13 protein-coding genes and 2 tRNA genes are annotated in these 20,151 nt (G+C 51.2%); 9 read left to right on the top strand and 6 right to left on the bottom strand.

Features of this window, described 5'->3' with window-relative positions; all coding sequences use genetic code 11:
* Positions 1-15 precede the first annotated feature (15 nt).
* The 5 genes from EUZ85_RS12535 (at position 16) to EUZ85_RS12555 (ending at position 5,759) form a co-directional block, all read left to right on the top strand.
* Positions 16-2,490 carry an EAL domain-containing protein gene (locus EUZ85_RS12535; protein WP_127969615.1) on the top strand — a complete coding sequence of 825 codons (2,475 nt, stop codon included), beginning with the start codon at positions 16-18 and terminating at the stop codon, positions 2,488-2,490.
* 129 nt (positions 2,491-2,619) lie between these two features.
* Positions 2,620-4,125 (top strand): glutamate--tRNA ligase, encoded by a 1,506-nt coding sequence (gene gltX, locus EUZ85_RS12540; RefSeq protein WP_127969616.1) that lies wholly within the window; start codon positions 2,620-2,622, stop codon positions 4,123-4,125.
* Between the two features lie 67 nt (positions 4,126-4,192).
* Positions 4,193-4,268, top strand: a tRNA-Ala gene (locus EUZ85_RS12545).
* An 8-nt stretch (positions 4,269-4,276) separates the two neighbouring features.
* A tRNA-Glu gene (locus EUZ85_RS12550) sits at positions 4,277-4,352 on the top strand.
* Positions 4,353-4,469: 117 nt separating this feature from the next.
* Positions 4,470-5,759 (top strand): hypothetical protein, encoded by a 1,290-nt coding sequence (locus EUZ85_RS12555; protein WP_127969617.1) that lies wholly within the window; start codon positions 4,470-4,472, stop codon positions 5,757-5,759.
* Between the two features lie 21 nt (positions 5,760-5,780).
* Here EUZ85_RS12555 and EUZ85_RS12560 read toward each other — a convergent pair whose 3' ends face one another.
* Complete coding sequence (locus EUZ85_RS12560; RefSeq protein ID WP_127969618.1) at positions 5,781-6,227, bottom strand: hypothetical protein; 447 nt, start codon at positions 6,225-6,227, stop codon at positions 5,781-5,783.
* 388 nt (positions 6,228-6,615) lie between these two features.
* Between EUZ85_RS12560 and EUZ85_RS12565 the strand changes: the two genes are divergently transcribed.
* Positions 6,616-8,490 carry an MFS transporter gene (locus tag EUZ85_RS12565; RefSeq protein WP_127969619.1) on the top strand — a complete coding sequence of 625 codons (1,875 nt, stop codon included), beginning with the start codon at positions 6,616-6,618 and terminating at the stop codon, positions 8,488-8,490.
* 30 nt (positions 8,491-8,520) lie between these two features.
* Here the strand turns inward: EUZ85_RS12565 and EUZ85_RS12570 are convergent, their stop codons facing one another.
* The 4 genes from EUZ85_RS12570 to EUZ85_RS12585 form a co-directional block, all read right to left on the bottom strand.
* Positions 8,521-9,372: a 6-carboxytetrahydropterin synthase gene (locus tag EUZ85_RS12570; RefSeq protein ID WP_164887232.1), complete on the bottom strand. Its 852-nt coding sequence runs from the start codon at positions 9,370-9,372 to the stop codon at positions 8,521-8,523.
* Positions 9,373-9,523: 151 nt separating this feature from the next.
* Entirely contained in the window at positions 9,524-10,666 is a 1,143-nt protein-coding gene (locus EUZ85_RS12575) for a response regulator (protein WP_127969620.1), read from the bottom strand.
* 63 nt (positions 10,667-10,729) lie between these two features.
* Entirely contained in the window at positions 10,730-12,091 is a 1,362-nt protein-coding gene (locus tag EUZ85_RS12580) for a PEGA domain-containing protein (protein ID WP_127969621.1), read from the bottom strand.
* 152 nt (positions 12,092-12,243) lie between these two features.
* Entirely contained in the window at positions 12,244-12,792 is a 549-nt protein-coding gene (locus tag EUZ85_RS12585) for a hypothetical protein (RefSeq protein ID WP_206618049.1), read from the bottom strand.
* Positions 12,793-12,909: 117 nt separating this feature from the next.
* Between EUZ85_RS12585 and EUZ85_RS12595 the strand changes: the two genes are divergently transcribed.
* Together EUZ85_RS12595 and EUZ85_RS12600 are read left to right on the top strand one after the other, a co-directional pair.
* Positions 12,910-13,371, top strand: a complete 462-nt coding sequence (locus EUZ85_RS12595; protein ID WP_127969622.1) for a methylglyoxal synthase — start codon at positions 12,910-12,912, stop codon at positions 13,369-13,371.
* 200 nt (positions 13,372-13,571) lie between these two features.
* Entirely contained in the window at positions 13,572-16,505 is a 2,934-nt protein-coding gene (locus EUZ85_RS12600; RefSeq protein ID WP_127969623.1) for an insulinase family protein, read from the top strand.
* A gap of 68 nt (positions 16,506-16,573) precedes the next feature.
* Here the strand turns inward: EUZ85_RS12600 and EUZ85_RS12605 are convergent, their stop codons facing one another.
* Positions 16,574-17,392: a pyruvate, water dikinase regulatory protein gene (locus EUZ85_RS12605; RefSeq protein WP_127969624.1), complete on the bottom strand. Its 819-nt coding sequence runs from the start codon at positions 17,390-17,392 to the stop codon at positions 16,574-16,576.
* A gap of 426 nt (positions 17,393-17,818) precedes the next feature.
* Here EUZ85_RS12605 and ppsA point away from each other — a divergent pair, with 426 nt between their 5' ends.
* Entirely contained in the window at positions 17,819-20,149 is a 2,331-nt protein-coding gene (ppsA, locus tag EUZ85_RS12610; RefSeq protein ID WP_370454961.1) for a phosphoenolpyruvate synthase, read from the top strand.
* The last annotated feature ends 2 nt before the right edge of the window (positions 20,150-20,151 follow it).

Here is a 20,151-nt window from a genome sequence, read left to right on the forward strand (position 1 = left end):
AATGGATACGCCGCCATGCTAAAACTGCAGTTAAGAGCGCGCATCTTTCTATTTGTCCTGCCTTTTATCGTATTGCCGCTGCTCATGTTCGGCAGTCTCTCCTACCTTTATATTCGCGAGAATACCATGCGCATACTGGAGCATCAGCTTGATCTCTCTTTGCGCAGTGGGCGTGATGAGCTCAACAAGGATTTTAGCTCCGCCCGCGCCAATTTGGAGTTGTTCGTCTCCAATGACATTGTTCGCCGCTACCTGAATCTCCCTGATACGGTGCGCTATAAAGTCATGCAGCCCGCCTTGCTGGGATTATTCGCCGACTACCGTAAAGCCTTTCCATCATATGTCGATATTGCCCTGTTATTGCCGGACGGCAGTATTGACTCAAGGGACGCGGAAGACCCCAAGGCTCCGCCTAAATACCACGATTTTATCGAGCGAGTGGCGGCCCAGCGACCGAGCTACGCGGAACAATTGTTTTTCGTGGAAGAGGGGGGGTACATCGAATATGTGCAGGCGCAACGAATAGATCACCGCAACGAGGCGGTGGAGTATCTGGGCACGACAGATCTGACCAAAGGCTATCTTCTGGTAGTCATGCGGATTGAGGATGTGATGCAGATGCTGCGCAAAAAGCTGAATAATCCGGAAGGCTACGTTGTGGTCAGCGATCCCCAGGGAAAATCTTACTTTCTTAACGATAAGGAACTGAAGCTATGGGGCCCTCTGGTAAAGCAGATTATTACCTCAGGCATAGGACGATTGAGAGGATTTACTCTGGAGGATCAGGATTACCTTGGGGGCTTCTATCGCGTTAATGAGCAGCTTTTTATTACCGGTATCGTCACCGAGGAGGTGGTGGACCGGATGGTGACGCCAATTCTGATTGCCTTGGGCTGGTTTGTGGTGATTGTGGTTATAGTGGCGTTTTTGTTGGTTTATTCGAAACTAAACAAGCTGCTGCTGGAACCGATTAATCGCCTTCAGCGCCAAATCGCCGCATTTCGCAGTGGCGCTGAAATCGCCTGGGTGTTCGACGGTAACGATGAGCTAAGTCGTCTCAGCGCGGAGTTTGAGGAAATGGCCTCAACCCAGCGCGGGCAAATTGAGCGCGTGAAGGGCATGTCGAATTTAGATCCGCTGACGGGCTTACCTAATCGCACCGCCTTTTCCGGCATTTTGGAAAAAGCGGTCAGTTACACCCGCAGGCAGGATCAGGCGTTGGCGGTGCTGTTTATCGATATCGACCACTTCAAGCGCGTCAATGAGACTTATGGTTCCAAGGTAGGCGATGAGTTGTTCCGGCAGGTGGCTGACCGAATCAGCGCCAGCCTGCGTCTTTCCGATGAGGTGGCGCGACAGGTGATGACGGAATTTGGCGATATGGACAGGGTTCTGGTGCGCACAGGAGGGGATGAGTTCACCGTTCTGCTGAGAGATATCCGCAAGGCGCATCAGGTTTCATTGGTCGCCTCCCGAATTCTCGCTGCATTTGATCACCCGTTTACCTTGGATGAGCACAGCGTTTCCATGTCCGTCAGTATTGGCATTGCCTTGTATCCTGTGGACGGCCAGTCGCCGGAGCTGCTGTTGAAAAGTGCGGACCTGGCCATGTATGAAGCCAAGCAAGCCGGTGGGGCGTGCTTCCGTTTCTTTACGCACGCCCTCAATACTTCGGCTGAGAAACGGTTGCAGCTGGAACGGGATATCCAGGATGGCCTGATCGTAAAAGAATTTACGGTGCACCTGCAGCCTCGCGTTAATTTAAAGACTGGAGTCGCCACGGAGTTTGAGGCGATGGCTCGATGGAATCATCCGCGCCTGGGTATATTGCTCCCTGAGCAATTTATTTCTGTGGCGGAAGAGTCCGGCCATCTTATTGAGCTAGGCAAACAGTTACTGGAGGCCGTTTGCAGCGCGATAAAGAGTCTGCAACAAAGCGTCGGTAAGGACGTGACCGTGTCATTTAATCTCTCTCCACATCACTTAAGGATGAACGAAGTGCTCAGCGAGATCAGTAATTGCCTGGAGCGTTACGGTCTGCCGGGGGAAACCCTAGAGCTGGAGATTACAGAAGACTTGCTGAAAGCGGAAAACAAGGACGCCTTGATTCTCTTGAATCGATTGCGTGAGCGCGGAGTGTCTGTGGCGCTGGATGATTTCGGCTCTGGCGATTCCTCACTGTCGGCGTTGCGTCGTGCGCCTATCGATACGCTGAAAGTCTCGCCAAACTTTATGCAGGAATTATATGTGGATAAAGAAAGCCCGGTTGTTCTTAAGGCGATCTGCGATCTGGCGCGTAGTCTTGAGCTGAAAGTGGTGGTGCAGGGCGTGGAGAGCCGTGCGCAAGTGGAGCAGGCGCTTACTGTCGGCGCTGATCAGGCGCAGGGGCACTACCTCTCAGAAGCGGTTCCTGTTGACGATGTGAGGGTGGATTTCCGCATTAAAATTTTTGATCTGCCCACTGGCGAGCGTGGGGGGGTAAGAGTTTAACGTCTTCCCCGACTAACCTTCCTCGGGGGTGTGTGCAGTCGCCGTCGCCATGTTTATAATGCCTGTTCACTTTGCTGTGGCCTGAAATCGGGCCCGATTCACTGAGATATAAAACAGGTAACTGCTACCATGACGGTAAGAACCCGTATTGCACCATCTCCCACCGGCGATCCTCACGTAGGAACCGCTTATATTGCGCTTTTCAATTTGTGCTTCGCTCGTCAGCACGGCGGTAAATTCATTCTGCGTATTGAAGATACTGATCAGACTCGCAGTACGACAGAATCGGAACAAGACATTCTGAGCGCTTTGAGATGGTTGGGGCTGGAATGGGATGAGGGCCCGGATGTGGGCGGTCCTCATGCTCCTTATCGTCAAAGCGAAAGAAAGGACAGTTACCGCGCTTATGCTGAAGAATTAGTCGCTAAAGGGCATGCATACTACTGTTTCCGCACGCCAGAAGAGTTGGATGTCATTCGTGAAGAGCGTAAAGCGCAAGGCTTGCCGCCAGGCATAAAAGGCGATCTTGAGTTGCCTGAAGATGAAGTGACGCGTCGCCTGGCTGCTGGTGAACCTCACGTTATCCGGATGAAAGTGCCGGATGAAGGTGTGTGCGTTGTGAAGGACATGTTGCGCGGGGATATCGAAATCGATTGGGGGCAGGTTGACTGTCAGATTCTATTGAAATCCGACGGTATGCCGACGTATCACCTGGCCAATGTGGTGGATGATCATCTGATGGAGATCACCCACGTCATTCGCGGCGAAGAGTGGATCAACTCGGCGCCTAAGCACATGCTGCTGTATAAATATTTTGGCTGGGAAATGCCGACGCTGTGCCATATGCCGTTGCTGCGCAACCCGGATAAAACCAAGCTGAGCAAGCGCAAGAACCCAACCAGCATCAACTTCTATGAGCGTTTGGGCGTGATGCCGGAAGCGCTGCTGAATTATCTGGGCCGGATGGGCTGGTCCATGCCTGACGAGAGCGAAAAGTTCACGCTGGACCAAATGATCGAAAACTTTGACATTAAGCGTGTTTCGCTTGGTGGACCGGTTTTTGACATAGTGAAACTGCGTTGGCTGAATGGGCTCTGGATGAGAGAGAATCTGAGCGAAACTCAGTTCCTGGAGCGTCTGGTGCGCTGGTCTTACAACAACGACTACGCCGCCAAGATGATTCCTCATGTGCAAAGCAGAGCGGAGACATTTTCCGATGTAGCTCCGTTGGCGGCTTTTATGTTCAGTGGCTATTTGCCGATTAAAGAGGAAGATTTCGCCGCCTCTAAATTGGAGGCTGAACAGCTCAAGAAGGTGCTGCAATATTCGCTGTGGCGACTGGAAGCGCAGCGTCACTGGAGCAAAGAGAATATCTTCGCTGACCTGAAAGCGCTCAGCAAAGCAATGAGTGTGAAAATGGGCGACTTCATGATGCCGATTTTCGTATCTATCGCGGGCACGCCAAATTCTTGGTCAGTAGTGGACTCCATGGAAACTCTGGGGCCTGATATGACGCGCGCCAGACTGCGTTTTGCGCTGGAAGTATTGGGTGGGCTGTCCAAGAAGGGGCTGAAGGCGGCGGAGAAAGAGTTCGCTCAAATTTCAACCGCTATCGACGCGGCTGAAAAAAATTAGAATTTTTTCAAAGGTAACGCTTGACTCAATGGGGGGATCTCTCTAACATACGCCTCCGTTGTGACACGGGGCCATAGCTCAGCTGGGAGAGCGCAACGCTGGCAGCGTTGAGGTCGACGGTTCGATCCCGTCTGGCTCCACCAAGTTTCTAGTCCCCTTCGTCTAGAGGCCTAGGACACCGCCCTTTCACGGCGGTAACAGGGGTTCGAATCCCCTAGGGGACGCCAAATCGAAAACCCTCATATCGAAAGATATGAGGGTTTTTTTTATGCTTTCGAGGCTGAAGTTTTTCTCATCGCCGCCGATAAACTGTTAGTGACTGCAGTTTGTTGAGCGGAGGCTTCATGCAGATCCAATCCTCTTCCATTCAGTTGACCAATCAGAGTGTTTCACAGGAAAAAACGCTGGAGCGCGAACGGCTTTTGTTTGTCTCCTCGCAATCTTCGCCGGTAGATACTTCCAGTTCTTATTTGCTTAGTCAGCGACAGTCTTATTTCAACTATGACGCCAATCAGTCTGAAAGCGCTCAGGTATACTCCAGGGTGCTTTCTGGCGACGGTCAGGCAAAGGTGCTGGATAGAAGCTCGGCCTTATCGCAGATCGTTCAGGTTGGGGTGCAGGGAGAGGAGGCTGTGCAGGTGATCTCAGGCGGCGCGACAGGTGGCGTGACCGTCGCGGGAGAGGCGGTTGTCGCATTCAGTCGCTATTCCTTTGTTTCTGAGTCACAAAGCTCCACAACTGTTTCTTCCGGTGTGATCAATCTGGAAGATGGCAGGGAGATTGCGTTCACTTTATATCTTAATCGTGAGCGTGCGAGTGTGGTTGAAAGCCAATCTAACCTTTTGGTCAGCGCCAGAGTAATGACTGACCCGCTGGTGCTTAACTTTGGGGCGGAGACAGCGACGTTGCGTAATACATCCTTCAGCTTTGACCTAAATGGAGATGGGCGGCAGGAAGATATTGCAGAGTTGGGCGTTGGCAGCGGCTATTTGGTGCTGGATGTAAATGGCGATGGAAAAATTAATGATGGCGGTGAAATGTTCGGCGCCTATAGCGGCGATGGTCTTGGTGACCTCTCTCGTTATGATGCGGACGGCAATCGCTGGATTGACGAATCCGATCCAGTCTTCTCCAGCTTGCGCGTTTGGGCGGCTTCGGAAAATGGCGATAAGCAACTATTGTCACTGAAGGAAGTGGGTGTGGGCGCAATCTATTTGGGCTCCACTTCGGACTCGTTTGAATTGGTGGGGGATTATGGTCGGGTGCTTGGGCGCACTAAGTCTACGGGCATCATGTTGATGGAAAATGGCGATGTGCGCACCTTGCAGGAAATTGACCTTGCGCACTCCGCTCCAGCCAGTATGAGGCCCTTTTCTGCAGAAGTAATTGAAGAAGCTCGGGCTGAGCTTAATTTGGAGAGCGCTCAGGGGGTCTCAGATGACGTACAAGGCTCAAGCTTTGTACTTGGTATGCAGGATGTGCTTGCGAGGCTAAATGAGCTTAGAGAGCAGCAGAAGCAATATTTGGAAGCGATGGCTCCGGCTACAGTGAAATTTAAATCGCCGCTTGAGCAACTATTAACGCGAATGGAAGAAGAGCGCCGAAAACTTCAGCGGCGCTTACACAAGGACTAAGGGGAAGGTGTGTAAAACTGGTTAGTGAATGGTTTTGGGGAGAATTTGTGAAGGATCGCTTTCAACTCCAAAGGTATCTACGGCGGTGACTGCAAAATAGTGGTCGCCCACCTCAAGATTATCAAAGTAATAGGAATCCGTGTCGGCTGGAACTTTGACTGACTTCCACTCGTCGTTGCTCGCTGCTTTGTTGCTCCCGGATGCTTTGGGGGGAGTGAAACTGTGATAAATCCGATAACTTGATATCTCTGACGCAGCTAATGGCGTGCCATCTTCCCGAGTAACGGGAGCATCCCAGAATACATATACGCCATTGGCTCCTGACGATGACTGTGAACTTCCTCCCCCTCCGCCACAACCGGTAACCAAGGTTGTCAGAAAGAAAATGCCTGTGAATATGGGTAAGGATTTATTACGTACGCAAGCAGATAAAATTGATGCAAATCCTGCAAATGACTTGGACTTCACTGTAGGTACCGCCTTATACCAACTCCTAATTTTGCGATGGAGTTTAAACCAAGCCTGTGACGGGATTCTGTTTATTTCGGTAACGAATTGTTTCTCAACAAAAAATTACAGAATGTAAGGGCTTGATGAATGTTCTTGGAGCGCCTGCAACTCGTAGAGACGCGGGCGATAATGGAATGGACTTGGCTTCTGAAGGTTGTAACAAGTTGATGTATTAATGGAATGATGCGTATATCGATACTTGATGGGCAATTATTCGCAACCTGCCGAATGTTGCATGGCGTACTGGTAGCGCTGCTGCTAATCTTCGCTAAAACAAAATGTTATAAAAAATTCGCCGGATAACGTCCCGTTATCCGATCGCGTTTCGCCCTTGCGGAGTTCCTTCATGGCTAATAAAGGCGTGTTTAATTTGCTCGGCTCCATTCGTTTTCTGCCGTATTTTTTGACGCAGGCGTTTGGAGCTTTTAACGACAACCTTTTCAAGCAGGGTATCCTGCTGCTGTTCGCATACAGGCTTAGCGAAGAAGAAAGCGCAACGCTGGTCAATGTGGCGGCGGGTTTGTTTATCCTTCCTTTTTTCCTCTTTTCACCATTGGCGGGCCAGCTCGCCGATAAGTTTGAGAAGGGGAAACTTATCCGGGTCATCAAGTTGGTGGAAATAGCGCTCATGTCGCTGGCCGCCTTTGCTTTTATCTCTGAGTCCAAAGTCCTGCTGTTGTTCTTGTTGTTTATGATGGGCGTGCAGTCGGCAGCGTTTGGTCCAGTGAAATACTCCATTCTCCCGCAGCATTTGAAGCACGAAGAGTTATTGGCGGGAAATGCGCTGGTTGAAATGGGGACCTTCTTGGCGATCCTTTTCGGCACCATTCTCGCTGGCGTTTTGTTTAGTCATCAGGGCGGCGTAAATCTGATCGCCGGCGGCATCATTGTCTGTGCGATCGCTGGATATGTCGCAAGTCGTTCGATACCGCAGGCGGATTCGGTCAACCCGCAGCTAAGAATTAATTGGAACCCGATTACAGAGACCATGGGAACCGTGCGAGATGTTAAAGACAATCGGGCGGTGTTTCTCTCGGTGATGGCCATCAGCTGGTTCTGGTTTTTAGGGGCGAGCTACCTGACTCAATTCAATCTCTTCACCAAAGAATATTTACTGGGGAATCCTGCCGTCGCTACGGGGCTGTTGACGTTGTTTTCTATCGGCGTTGCGACGGGATCGTTACTGTGCAGTAAATTGTCCGACGGCAAAGTGGAGCTTGGGCTAGTTCCTATCGGCTCACTGGGTCTTACCCTGTTTGGCGCTCATCTCTACTTTGCTACGCCTGACGTTAATGTCATAGAGCTAAGAACGTTTGGAGAATTTCTGGCTGATCCTTCCGGTTATGGCGTGTTATTGGATCTATTGTTTATAGGTTTGTTTGGCGGCTTTTATATTGTGCCCTTGTATGCATTGATTCAGGAGCGCTCAGAAGAAAAGAAACGGGCGCAGGTCATTGCGTTGAATAATGTAATGAACGCTATTTTTATGGTGTTCAGCGCAGCCTTCGCCATAGTTTTCCTGACGCTAATAGGGTTGACCATTCCTGAATACTTCCTGGTGCTGGCGATTATGAATGCTGTTGTCGCAGTGTATATATTCAAGCAAGTGCCGGAATTCGCATTACGCTTTTGCATATGGTTGTTAGGTCACACGATGTATCGGGTTACGCATCGAGGTTTGAGCAATATTCCTCAAGAAGGGCCTGTTGTGCTGGTATGCAACCATGTCAGTTATGTTGACGCAATGCTGATTGGCGGCGCCGTGCGCAGACCTGTGCGTTTTGTCATGGATAAAGGCATATACGAAATGCCGGGGCTGCACTGGTTTTTCAAGCTTGCGCGCACCATCCCTATTACTTCCGAAAAGAGAGACCAGGATACCTACCATCGCGCTTTTGAGGCGATTAGCGAAGCGCTGGAGAATGGTGAGGTGATTTGTATCTTCCCTGAGGGACGTTTGACAAAGACGGGGGATATCGACGCGTTTAGAAAGGGAATTGAGCTGATTATCCAGCGTAACCCTGTGCCTGTAACGCCAATGGCGCTGCGAGGGTTGTGGGGTTCATTCTTCAGCCATAAAGATGGCATGGCGTTAGCTAAACTGCCCCGGCGCTTTTGGTCTAAAGTTGAACTGGTCGCAGACGCAAGTTGGGAGCCTGAAAAGGTCAGTTCCGAGGCGCTGGAAGAGAAAGTTAAGGCTTTGAGAGGGGAGTGGGCTTAGCCCGCTCCGCTTTTTCGGTATATAGAGGCGCTAACGTTCAGCGATAGCGCCTTTTTTTACGCCTTCGTACGCTCGCACAGTAAACCAGTTTTGCGGGCGTTGCTTTTTCAGGGTCTGCGCAATATGTTCAGCGATCCACTCGACGGTGGAATCAGTATCAATCATGTATACGCGCTTCTTCGGCATCAATAGCTCAAAGTCACCTTGCGAGGCGACATATTTGAAGCGTATGTGCTCAACGCCATTGATAGTCTCTTCTTGAGCGACATCTTCCCAGCTACCGATATAGATATCTTTCCATTTTTTGGCCCATTGATACTCGGTGAGCTGGCTGCGCTGTCCGTCTGCGAATATTTCCAGTTTGGAGCGGTGACCGTGAGCGATGCGCTGGCAGTTACCGGCGTGCTTTTTCAAACCATGGGTGTAGTGGTAGTAAGCGCCCTGAATGTTTTCCTCACGCAAGCGGATTTTCACCTTCTTTACATTGTCCGGCACCACGCTTTGCAGGTGTTTAGTCAATAAAGGTTCTACCGACTCGATATCAATTTCCGTCAGAGGCAGGGCGGCGATGGCGTCAGTAGGGCAGGAGATGTGAAACTGCGCGTCGCCGGGAAAGCTGCAACTGACTTCAATGCGCTCGCCCTTTTGCTCGACATTCATGTCCAGCAGATCCTGAGGCACCACCAGTTTGTGATCAATCATATCCTCCGCAGCCTGGCGAAGGATTTTTTTGACGTCGCCGAAATCGAACACCATGCCTTGTTCGTCCAGGTCGCCGGAAAGCTCAATATCCATAATCCAGCTTTCTCCAACGATGCCGCGGAGAGGGTGAAGGTAAGAGAAATCAAGAACGGTAAGGTGATCAACAAACAGACGATTCATAAGGGGTGGCTATAAAATGAGCTATGTGTGCGAAATTAATGCTGCGTTATATCGCTTAAAAGCGTGTAAGTCCAGTAAAGTTGAGTATTTTCCTGGGACTTCTCCCGCCTCGCCAATCAATGAATGGGGGCGGGAGATGATGGGAGAGCAATCAGCCAAATATGCCGGAGATAAAGGCGACGCCGGCGGCGAAAACGCCGATACTGATAGATAAAGCAATCATATAAGCTTTATTACTGGCGCTACGCTGTGATTCCCCATACAGCTCAATAGTGCGCTGAGCGATGTCTTCCGCCGTTTCCCGGGAGATATCATGCGCTTGTTGGATGGCTTCCGCCTGCAGGGTTTGCCAGAACTCGGTGTCAATGGATTGCACTGTCGTCATGTGGTCCTTCAGTTCATCCAATTGCTTCTGAGTGATGGCGGGTGAAGCGCCTGCGGCGGGAGCCGCCGGCGCGGCGTTTTTAAGCTCTTCCTTGATTTCATTCAGCTCTTGGCTGATTTCTCTGGCCAGCTCAGCGGACACCTCTTCTTTGAGTGCTGCGAAGCTGGTGGTAATTTGGCTTTCAATGCGGCTATAAAAAGTTTCTATACGCTCATCATGTCTGTTTTGTAGTTCTTCCGATAAGCGCTTGAGGTGGGCGTACTGCTCATCGAACAGGTCGCTTAATAGTTCGTGAACGCGCGTGTTCAAGCTGGTTTTCACTGTAGAGCGCGCGACCTGTTCAATCATTTCTATTGGCAGGCTGAAGGCTTTTCCGTTTACGGGCAAGGCGTCATGAGGAGAGGGTGGTTGCTCTTCTTCTTTAGCCTTGACCTTCGTGACGGCGGTTTCCTCAGCATCATCTACGTCATGGTCGCTGAAGGCGAAATCCATGGCGGTCAGATCGATAGGCGCTGAAGTGAGACTGCCGGCTTCAATATCCCGGTTAAGCTGCTCCAGAATACTGTGCAAGCCATCAGTTTGCGGCGGTTTGGTCAGAATGTTGTAAATGCCGAAGCGTTTTGCTGCGTCCTCAAATTCCTTGGACTTTTTCGACGTGCACATAATGATCGGAATGGCGGCGGTATCCGGATTGGACTTGATCGCCTTGGAGGCTTCCACTCCGTTCATTCCCGGCATTAGGTGATCCATAAATATCACGTCGGGCGGCGAGTTCTTGCTCAGATAATCGAGCGCCTCCTCCGCAGAGCCGGCCAGATTTACGTTCATGCTGACGTTCTCAAGTAGCTTGCTGAGCGCAAACCTCGCTACTTTGGAGTCGTCAACGAGTAACGCAGTTTTAATTGTCATGGTGTACCTCAAATACCAATGTCACCGTCACAGCGGGCTAACATAGCTGACTTTGGGTGTTTGTTACCAGCCTTCTAAAGGCGGGCATTGAGTTGCTCTATAACTTTTCAGGCGATAGCAAACGCCGGGGTTACTGCTGCGGGCGGTAAAGATCTCGCCCTCCGGCGTCGTCAGCGTCGCCAGTCCATATGGTTTACCGAATTTAAATGTACCGCTGATCTTACTGCCATTGGGGTTCAGTAATTCCCCCTGTCCATGAAACTTCCCTTCAAAGAACTGTCCGGTGTACTTTTTGCCGTCCGCATAGATGAGTTCCCCTTTGCCCTGGAACTGCCCGTTGGCGAAACCTCCCTCGTAATGAGTTCCGTCCGGATAGGTTAACGAACCGGAGCCGTGATATTTGCTTTCGGAAAAACCGCCAACAAAGAGCATGCCGTTTTTGCCGGTCAGCGTGCCTTCGCCGTTCAGCTTTCCATCAACCCAGTAGCCTGTGTAGATATCACCGCTTTTCAGCGTCAGCGTACCTTCGCCATTGAACTGGTCGTCTCTGAAATCGCCGACATACAGGTCGCCGTTCGGCTGTTTGAAAGAGCCGTGTCCGTGCTTGCGACCTTCATACCATTCCCCGTTGTACTCCGCTCCGTTGGCCATTTTTAGCAGGCCTTTGCCATGGAACAGCTTGTTGACGAACTCTCCCTGATAGCGGGAGCCGTCTTTGCCGACATAGGTTCCTTCGCCAGTTACCACGCCGTGTTTCCAGACGCCATCTTTGTATTCCACAACCGTGATGCGATCTAGGGTTACGCTGATGGTGCGAGAGTCGCCTCGGGCGAGGTCGATCTTATTGCGAAAGGTTTTGTAGCCTTCTTTGCTGACTTCTATGTCGTATTCGCCTGCTGGCAACTCTACTTCGACGGCGCTGGCTCCATAGGGTTTTCCATTGATGAGGACATTATCATTGGCGACATTCGAACGGATAAACAGTTTGCCGGTATCCGACATAGTGGGGGAGGGCGACTGTTGGGTTTCTTTCGCAACAACCTGCTGTGGTAAGGAGAGCGTCTGGTCCGCGTCCGCTGAGGCCATTAGCGCGCCGTTTTCCGCATCTTGTGCGGCGTTCGATGCTTCAAGCGCCTGCTGTTGTTCCGGCGTTAACTGATCGACGAACAGGATAGCCTCTTCCAGCGATTCCCCTGGTGCGTTTTCAGTAGAACGGAAACTTTCCAGCTGGGCGCTGAGATCCGCACTGCCGATGGGCGTGCCGTAATCGGTGGTTTTAATATCGCCTGCCCTGCGCTCGGTCGCGGGGGATAAGGTATCCGCCAGCACCGGTATGTTGATATCTTGCCTATGGGCGAAGCCGGCGGTCACCAGCAGCATCAGGACAAGCGCATTGATAAATAAAAGTGGTCTCAGATCGACCATTATTACTACCTTGCCTACCAACCCATGTGTAAATTGTAATTCATCTTAGCCCCTAATCCTGCTGATTGTAACCAAATAGGTCACGGCTTCTATTAAATGCATATAGTGTCACATTGCTGTTGGTATTGGCTCACGCTAAATATCTGTCCTTGTTAAGTTTTGTTGCGAGTTTGCAACTCCTCCCAGGCGCGCATGTGGACATCCGCCTCATATTCATAAGGGCTTTTAAAGGGCGTAAGTATGAAGTCAAAAACTGCGAAGGTGAAGCCGATTGAAAACCAGGCGATAAATAAAGTTTCTATTGTCGCCGCCTGACTTTGCGGGTTGGCTTCCACAAAAGATTGCAAACTGGGAAGAATGTCCTGAACCATCGCTACCGGGTTGAATCGGGACAGCACCAGAGGCACCCAGAATGCGATGAATACAGGAAAGAACGTGAATGACCATAAAAAGCGCCGTAGCAGGTAGATGAGCGCTGATTTCATATAACGGGTGCGCAGCTCCGGGATTTTCTTGATTTCATTTAAATAGCGCTTGCGTTCCACCCAATAGGCTTCAATCTCTACTGGAGCTGGAGCTGGAGCTGGAGCTGGAGCTGGAGCTGGAGCTGGAGCTGGAGCTGGAGCTGGAGCTGGAGCTGGAGCTGGAGCTGGAGCTGGAGACTCGCCGGTCGGCGTTTCGTTGTTGTTTTCGCTTGTCATAGAGTCTGGTCTTTGCCTTTGGGTTCTGACATATTCGTATAAAAAGCTACATCCGATCTGCCGATGTCAGCGTTTTAGCATGTATAGAATAAAGTCTGAAATAGTGGATGTAACTACATGACAGATCAAGTAAATCGCCCCAAGGGCGTCACCAGTGTCGCTCTTATCGCTCACGATAACAAAAAGGCCGACCTGATTGCCTGGGTGGAAAAAAATAGCGTTAAACTGAACAAATGTACAGTCTACGCGACAGGCACGACGGGAAAATTAATTGCTGAAAAAACGGGAGTGGATGTCAGGCGCTGCCATAGCGGTCCACTTGGCGGAGATCAGCAGATAGGCGCTTTGATCTCAGAGGGAAAAGTTGATTTGCTGATATTCTTCTGGGACCCGTTGGAGCCGATGCCGCATGATCCGGATATCAAGGCGCTGCTGCGTTTAGCGACTTTATGGAATGTGCCCAGCGCCTGCAATTCGGCGACCGCTGACTTTTTGGTCAACTCAAACTTGTTTGAGGAGTTTCTGCCGCAGCGTCCGGATTTCGACTCCTATCTCAACCGGGATGTTCTTGGTAAATGATTGTCTGCCATAGGAATGCGCAATCGAGGAGATAGAAAGATATGTCTGGTGCGGTATTCGGTAAATATCTGTTCTCTCTGTTACACTTGTTTCAATTGTCGTTCTCTGTAGGCGCGGTTTTGAGCGTGCCGGCAGTCTTCAGGAGGGCGGCGCAAGGAACTAAAACTAACTCGACACTCGTAAAGATTGGCTGGAAATAAATGTCTGACTCGTTGTCTTTGGATATCGCCCATCCCACATTTGAATGCATTAGCCGACGCAAAATAGATGCGTTGAAAATTGAGCTTCAGGAATTCCGGCATTTGAAAACCGGAGCCAGGCACTTTCACTTGAGTTCCGAGCAAAAAGAAAACGTCTTTCTGGTGGCGTTGCGCACGGTGCCGACGGACTCTACTGGCGTCGCCCATATTCTTGAGCATACGACGCTGTGCGGCAGCAAGAATTTCCCTGTGCGTGATCCGTTTTTCATGATGACCCGGCGTTCACTGAATACCTTCATGAACGCGTTCACCAGTAGTGACTGGACGGCTTATCCGTTCGCCAGTCAGAACCGCAAAGATTACTTTAATCTACTGGATGTCTATTTGGATTCCGTGTTTTTTGCGAATCTGAATGAGCTGGATTTTGCGCAAGAAGGGCACCGCTTTGAGTTTGAAGAAGCGGAAAATCCCAATTCTGACCTGGTCTACAAAGGCGTTGTCTACAATGAGATGAAAGGCGCAATGAGTTCGCCGATGTCGCAGTTGTGGGGGGCGGTCACCAAATATCTGTACCCGACATCCACTTATCACTACAACAGTGGTGGCGAGCCTGACCATATTCCCGACCTGACTCACGAGCAACTGCTGCAGTTTTATCGTAAGCATTATCATCCCAGCAATGCGGTGTTCATGACTTTTGGCGACCTGCCGGCGAATGAGCTGCAGAAAGTGTTTGAAGACAAGGCGCTGCAGCAGTTTGATCGTTCTGACGATATTCCCGTCATCAGTGATGAAAAACGCTACTTCTCGCCAATTCGTGTGCAAGAGGCCTATCCGCTGGCGGCGGAAGAAGAGTCCGCTTCCAAGTCACATATTGTTATGGGCTGGCTGTTGACGCCGAGCGGCGATCTCGAGCGCAATTTGGAAGCCCACCTGCTGTCCAATGTTCTGCTGGAAAACAGCGCATCTCCATTAATGCATGCATTGGAGACTACGGATTTGGGCCATTCGCCGTCCGGACTTTGCGGCTTGGAAGACTCCTATAAAGAGATGGCGTTTGTGTGCGGAATAGAGGGCTCTGAGCCTGAGCGCGCAGCGGCGTTTGAGTCTTTGGTCGTGGGCGTGCTGGAAAAAGTAGCAACGGAAGGCGTGCCTCTGGAGAAACTGGAAGCTGTGTTGCACCAGTTGGAACTGAGTCAGCGTGAGATTTCCGGAGATTCCTATCCTTATGGTCTGCAATTGATTCTGGCGGCGATGTCGCCTGCGCTGCAAGGCGTAGATCCCGCGGAATTATTGGACATCGATCCGGTGCTGGTGAAGTTGCGTGAGCGCATCAAGAACCCTGAATACATTAAGACCCTGGTGAAAGAGCTACTGCTGGATAATCCACATCGCATTACTCTGACATTGGCGCCAGACGCGCAACTGGAAGCTCAACGGGAAAAGTATACGCACGCGAAATTGCAGGCGGTTAAGAGCCGTTTGTCGGATGAAGAAAAGCAGAAAATCGTCGCTCAGGCGCAAGCATTGAACGAGCGCCAGAACCAAAAAGACCCGGAAGATATTCTTCCTAAAGTAGGGTTGGATGATGTTCCTCTGGATATCGCGATTCCTGAGCCGGTCAAGGCTCAAGGCGCTCTGCCGCTGACGGCGTATGCTCAGGGGACTAACGGCCTAATCTACCATCAGGCTATTTTGCCATTGCCGGATCTGAGTGATGAGGAATTGTCGCTGTTGCCGCTGCTGACTTTCTGTCTGGCGGAAGTCGGCGCTGGTGAGCGCTCTTACTTGGAAATGCAAGAGCGTCAGTCCGCCTACACCGGCGGCGTTTCCTGTTATTGGGAGATTCGCGGCGAAGTGGCGGATGAGCAGAAGTGTAAGGGCTTTCTGGTAGTTTCCGGTAAGGCTTTGCAGCGCAATCAAGCCGAGTTGATTGGCCTGATGAAAGAGTTTTTATATCAACCGCGTTTTGATGAGCTTGATCGTATCAAAGAGCTTGTGGCGCTGCTGGCTTCCAGGCGGGAGCAGGGCGTTACCAGTAATGGTCACGGTATGGCGATGATGGCGGCGGCCAGTCGTCTGAGTCCTGCAGGGGCGATTGGTCACCGCACTGGCGGTTTGGCTGGCATCCAGTGGATTAAGGCGCTGGATAAATCCTTTGCGGATAAAGCGAAGCTGCAGGCGTTTGCAGATAGCTTGAAGCAATTGCACCAGAAGCTTGTCGCCAATCCGGCGCAGTTCCTGAGCGTTGCAGAGCCCGCCAATTTGGATGCGTTCAATCAGGCCGCATTTACTGGATGGGGTGAGGCTGCGTCTGATTCTGACGTCAGTCTGCTTAACTTGCCTGCTACGCGAGAGCATTGTCAGGTGGGCTGGATCACCAATAGCCAGGTAAGTTTCTGCGCCAAAGTCTATGCGACGGTTCCCAGTGAACATGGTGATGCTGCTGCACTGACTGTATTGGGGCACTATCTGCGCAACGGTTTCCTGCATCGGGCGATTCGTGAGCAGGGCGGCGCCTATGGAGCAGGGGCGGGCCAGGATAACGCCAACTCCGTATTCCGTTTCTACTCTTACCGCGACCCGCGGATAGAAGGAACGTTGAGCGACTTTGACGAATCAGTCACTTGGCTGCTGAATCGTGAGCACGATCCTGCTGAGCTTGAGCAGGCGGTATTGGGAGTGGTGAGCAACATTGATAAACCGCGCTCTCCTGCTGGCGAGGCGAAGTCCGCTTTCCACAGTGAGTTGTTCGGACGTACGGCTGAGCAGCGGAAGCAGTTCCGTCGTCGTGTGCTTGCTGTGACGATGGAAGATTTGGAGAGAGTGGCCAGCACTTATCTGCTGAACAAAGAGGCCAGTGTAGCGGTGGTGAGTGGAGAGAACGCCAAAGACACGTTCACCAAGCTGAATCTGGCTATTCACAAGATATAAATTGCTTCGCCTCACGGCGATGTCATGACACAGAAGCCCCGACGATGCAGATCGTCGGGGCTTTTTTATCAGCGAATGCGGCGCTCTATGCCCGTCATCATCATGATGCGGGTGGATATTTCTTCGACGGAATAGTCGGTGGAGTTGAGGTAAGGAATACGCTCGCGACGGTACATCAGCTCTACTTCCTCTACTTCGTAATTGCACTGCTTGATAGAGGCGTATTTGGAGTTGGGCTTGCGCTCATTACGAATGACGGCGAGACGCTCGGGGTCTATGGTCAGGCCGAAAATCTTTTCGCGATAGCTGCGTAGTGATTCCGGCAGGCGCTGGTCCAGAATGTCGTCTTCGGTCAAAGGAAAGTTGGCCGCTTTGATGCCGTATTGCAGCGCAAGGTAAATACAAGTGGGCGTTTTGCCGCTACGAGAGACGCCGACCAAAATGATGTCCGCCTCATTATAGTAGCGGACCCGTGCGCCATCGTCGTTCTCCAGAGCGTAGTTCATAGCGTCAATACGACGGTTGTAAGAGGAGTTGCTGACGATAGAGTGGGATTTGCCGACAGTGTAAGTGGATTTTGATCCCAGTTCCTGCTCCAGCGGCTCCAGGAAAGTGCCAAAGATATCAATCATATACCCCTGGCTTTTGCGTATTTCAGCGCGAATTTCACTGTTGACGATGGTGTCGAATATGACGGGTTTATTGCCGTCTATTTCCGATGCTTTATCTATGCGTGCGACGGCTTTGCGGGCTTTTTCCAGTGAGTCGATATATGGCAGGGTGATCTTTTCAAATTCTATGAATTCAAACTGCGCCAGCAGACTCTGTCCCAGGGCTTCGGCGGTAATACCGGTGCCGTCGGATATAAAAAATGCGGTTCTTTTCATGAAGTTTAACCTGCTCAAAGCATATAAAAGGCGGAAGTAATAGTTAGTTATGATTTAAATGTATTTGTGCGTTTCCTTTGTCGCGAGTCCCGCCGCCGACAAGACTGGCTTGGAATGCTGCAATCGCAAGACTTGATCGTAATCGCCTAATTGCTAATTGTCTTCCTGTATTGTTGGGTGCAGAGCCCAGTATACAGATGCTAGACTACGCCGGATAAGTCGCTTATAAAGTGAATCACAAATAAGATTAGGCATAAACATCATAGGGATGGCTGCTACTTGTAGTTATCTCGGTAAACGGTTACAACTGTGTGGCGCCGCTGAGCTATGATTTGCGACATGCTTCGTAGTTTGACGCCAAACGCTATGATTTGACTAGGGAGAAGCACCTTGGAAGATTACATCATTTGGTTTGAAAGCCTGGGTATGGGCGATATCGACAAAGTGGGGGGAAAGAACGCCTCACTTGGCGAGATGATCAGTAACCTGGCTCACGCCGGGGTTACCGTTCCGTTGGGGTTCGCCACTACCGCTCACGCTTATCGTGAGTTCCTCCAAACCGAAGGATTGGATAAGCGTATTCATGATGAGCTGGCCAAGTTGGATGTGAACGATGTGGTAGCGTTGGCGGAAACCGGTTCCCGTATTCGCCAGTGGATCACTGACACTCCTTTCCCTAAGCAGTTGGATGATGCGATCGCCTCTGGCGTCGCTAAACTGCAGGAAGGCAATCAGAATATGGCGGTGGCGGTTCGTTCCTCCGCTACTGCAGAAGACCTGCCGGACGCCTCATTCGCAGGCCAGCAGGAAACATTCCTGAATATCGTCGGCGTCGAAAACATCAGACACGCAGTGAAAGAAGTTTTTGCGTCTCTGTTTAATGATCGCGCTATTTCCTACCGCGCCCACCATGGTTTTGAGCACAGTCACGTGGCGTTGTCCGCGGGCATTCAGCGCATGGTGCGCAGCGAATCCGCATCCAGTGGGGTTATGTTTACCTTGGATACGGAGTCAGGCTTTAAGGATGTTGTGTTTATCACCGCATCTTACGGTCTGGGCGAAACGGTTGTACAAGGGGCAGTGAACCCTGATGAATTCTATGTCCATAAGCCCACTTTCGAAGCCGGTCGTCCCGCCGTATTGCGTCGTAATTTGGGCAGTAAAGCCATCAAAATGGTGTATGGCGATCACGGCTCCGCCGGCAAGTCCGTGCAGACAGTGAATGTCGATCAGGAAGATCGCGGTAAGTTTTCTCTGACTGACGCGGAAATTTATGAGCTGACGCGTCAGGCTTTAGTTATCGAAAAGCATTACGACCGTCCGATGGATATCGAATGGGCGAAAGACGGCGACGATGGCAAGCTGTATATCGTACAGGCTCGTCCGGAGACCGTTAAGAGCCGCGCATCCGCCGTCATGGAGCGTTACCTGTTGAAAGAGAAGGGTAAAGTGCTTTGTGAAGGGCGTAGTATCGGTCAAAAAATTGGAAGCGGCCCAGTTCGGGTCATCACCAATATCTCCGAGATGGATAAGGTTAAGGATGGCGACGTGTTGGTCACTGATATGACCGATCCGGATTGGGAGCCTGTAATGAAGCGTGCTTCCGCCATCGTGACAGATCGCGGCGGTCGTACCTGTCACGCGGCGATTATCGCCCGTGAGTTGGGTATTCCGGCGGTCGTCGGTTGCGGAGACGCTACTGAGCTGTTGCAGGACGGCGTCAATGTGACGGTATCCTGCGCCGAAGGCGATACCGGTATGATCTATGAAGGTTTGCTGGACTTCGAATTGCAGAAAAACAGTGTTGAATCCATGCCTAAACTGCCGTTCAAAATCATGATGAACGTCGGCAACCCGGATCGCGCGTTTGACTTCCAGGCATTGCCCAACGAAGGCGTGGGCCTGGCGCGTTTGGAGTTCATCATTAACCGTATGATCGGCGTGCATCCCAAGGCGCTGTTGAACTTCGACACACTTCCACGCGATGTTAAGCAGGTCGTGGAGAAGCGTATTTCCGGCTATTCGTCTCCTGTCGATTTCTACATTGAGAAACTGGTTGAGGGTATTTCCACACTGGCGGCGGCGTTTTATCCGCAGCGCGTCATCGTGCGTTTGTCTGACTTCAAGTCCAATGAGTACGCTAACCTGATCGGCGGCACCATCTATGAACCGGAAGAAGAAAACCCCATGCTGGGCTTCCGTGGCGCCTCCCGTTACATTTCGGATTCTTTCCGCGACTGTTTTGAGCTGGAGTGTCGCGCGCTGAAGAAAGTTCGTAATGAAATGGGCTTCACCAACGTGGAGATCATGGTTCCGTTCGTGCGGACTGTGGGCGAGGCCAAACAGGTAGTTGAACTGCTTGAGCAAAATGAACTGCGTCGCGGCGAAAACGGTCTGCGACTGGTCATGATGTGTGAGCTGCCCGCCAATGCACTATTGGCCGAACAGTTCCTGGAATACTTCGATGGCTTCTCTATCGGTTCCAATGACCTGACTCAGCTGACCCTGGGCTTGGATCGTGATTCCGGCATTGTGGCGCATCTGTTCGATGAGCGTAACGATGCGGTATTGCGCCTGCTGTCCATGGCTATTCAGGCCTGTAAGAACGCGGATAAATACATCGGTATTTGTGGGCAAGGTCCATCCGATCACCCTGATTTCGCCAAGTGGCTGATGGATCAGGGTATCGATAGTGTCTCTTTGAACCCTGACTCTGTGCTGGATACCTGGTTCTTCCTGGCGGAAAAGCACGCGTAACG

The organism is Hahella sp. KA22 (genome assembly GCF_004135205.1).
Classification (GTDB): domain Bacteria; phylum Pseudomonadota; class Gammaproteobacteria; order Pseudomonadales; family Oleiphilaceae; genus Hahella.

Excerpts from the sequence above, each read along its gene's own strand:
- EUZ85_RS12535 (WP_127969615.1), top strand. The coding sequence starts at position 16 with ATGCTAAAACTGCAGTTAAGAGCGCGCATCTTTCTATTTGTCCTGCCT.
- gltX (WP_127969616.1), top strand. The coding sequence starts at position 2,620 with ATGACGGTAAGAACCCGTATTGCACCATCTCCCACCGGCGATCCTCAC.
- EUZ85_RS12555 (WP_127969617.1), top strand. The coding sequence starts at position 4,470 with ATGCAGATCCAATCCTCTTCCATTCAGTTGACCAATCAGAGTGTTTCA.
- EUZ85_RS12565 (WP_127969619.1), top strand. The coding sequence starts at position 6,616 with ATGGCTAATAAAGGCGTGTTTAATTTGCTCGGCTCCATTCGTTTTCTG.
- EUZ85_RS12570 (WP_164887232.1), bottom strand. The coding sequence starts at position 9,372 with ATGAATCGTCTGTTTGTTGATCACCTTACCGTTCTTGATTTCTCTTAC.
- EUZ85_RS12575 (WP_127969620.1), bottom strand. The coding sequence starts at position 10,666 with ATGACAATTAAAACTGCGTTACTCGTTGACGACTCCAAAGTAGCGAGG.
- EUZ85_RS12580 (WP_127969621.1), bottom strand. The coding sequence starts at position 12,091 with ATGGTCGATCTGAGACCACTTTTATTTATCAATGCGCTTGTCCTGATG.
- EUZ85_RS12585 (WP_206618049.1), bottom strand. The coding sequence starts at position 12,792 with ATGACAAGCGAAAACAACAACGAAACGCCGACCGGCGAGTCTCCAGCT.
- EUZ85_RS12595 (WP_127969622.1), top strand. The coding sequence starts at position 12,910 with ATGACAGATCAAGTAAATCGCCCCAAGGGCGTCACCAGTGTCGCTCTT.
- EUZ85_RS12600 (WP_127969623.1), top strand. The coding sequence starts at position 13,572 with ATGTCTGACTCGTTGTCTTTGGATATCGCCCATCCCACATTTGAATGC.
- EUZ85_RS12605 (WP_127969624.1), bottom strand. The coding sequence starts at position 17,392 with ATGAAAAGAACCGCATTTTTTATATCCGACGGCACCGGTATTACCGCC.
- ppsA (WP_370454961.1), top strand. The coding sequence starts at position 17,819 with ATGGGCGATATCGACAAAGTGGGGGGAAAGAACGCCTCACTTGGCGAG.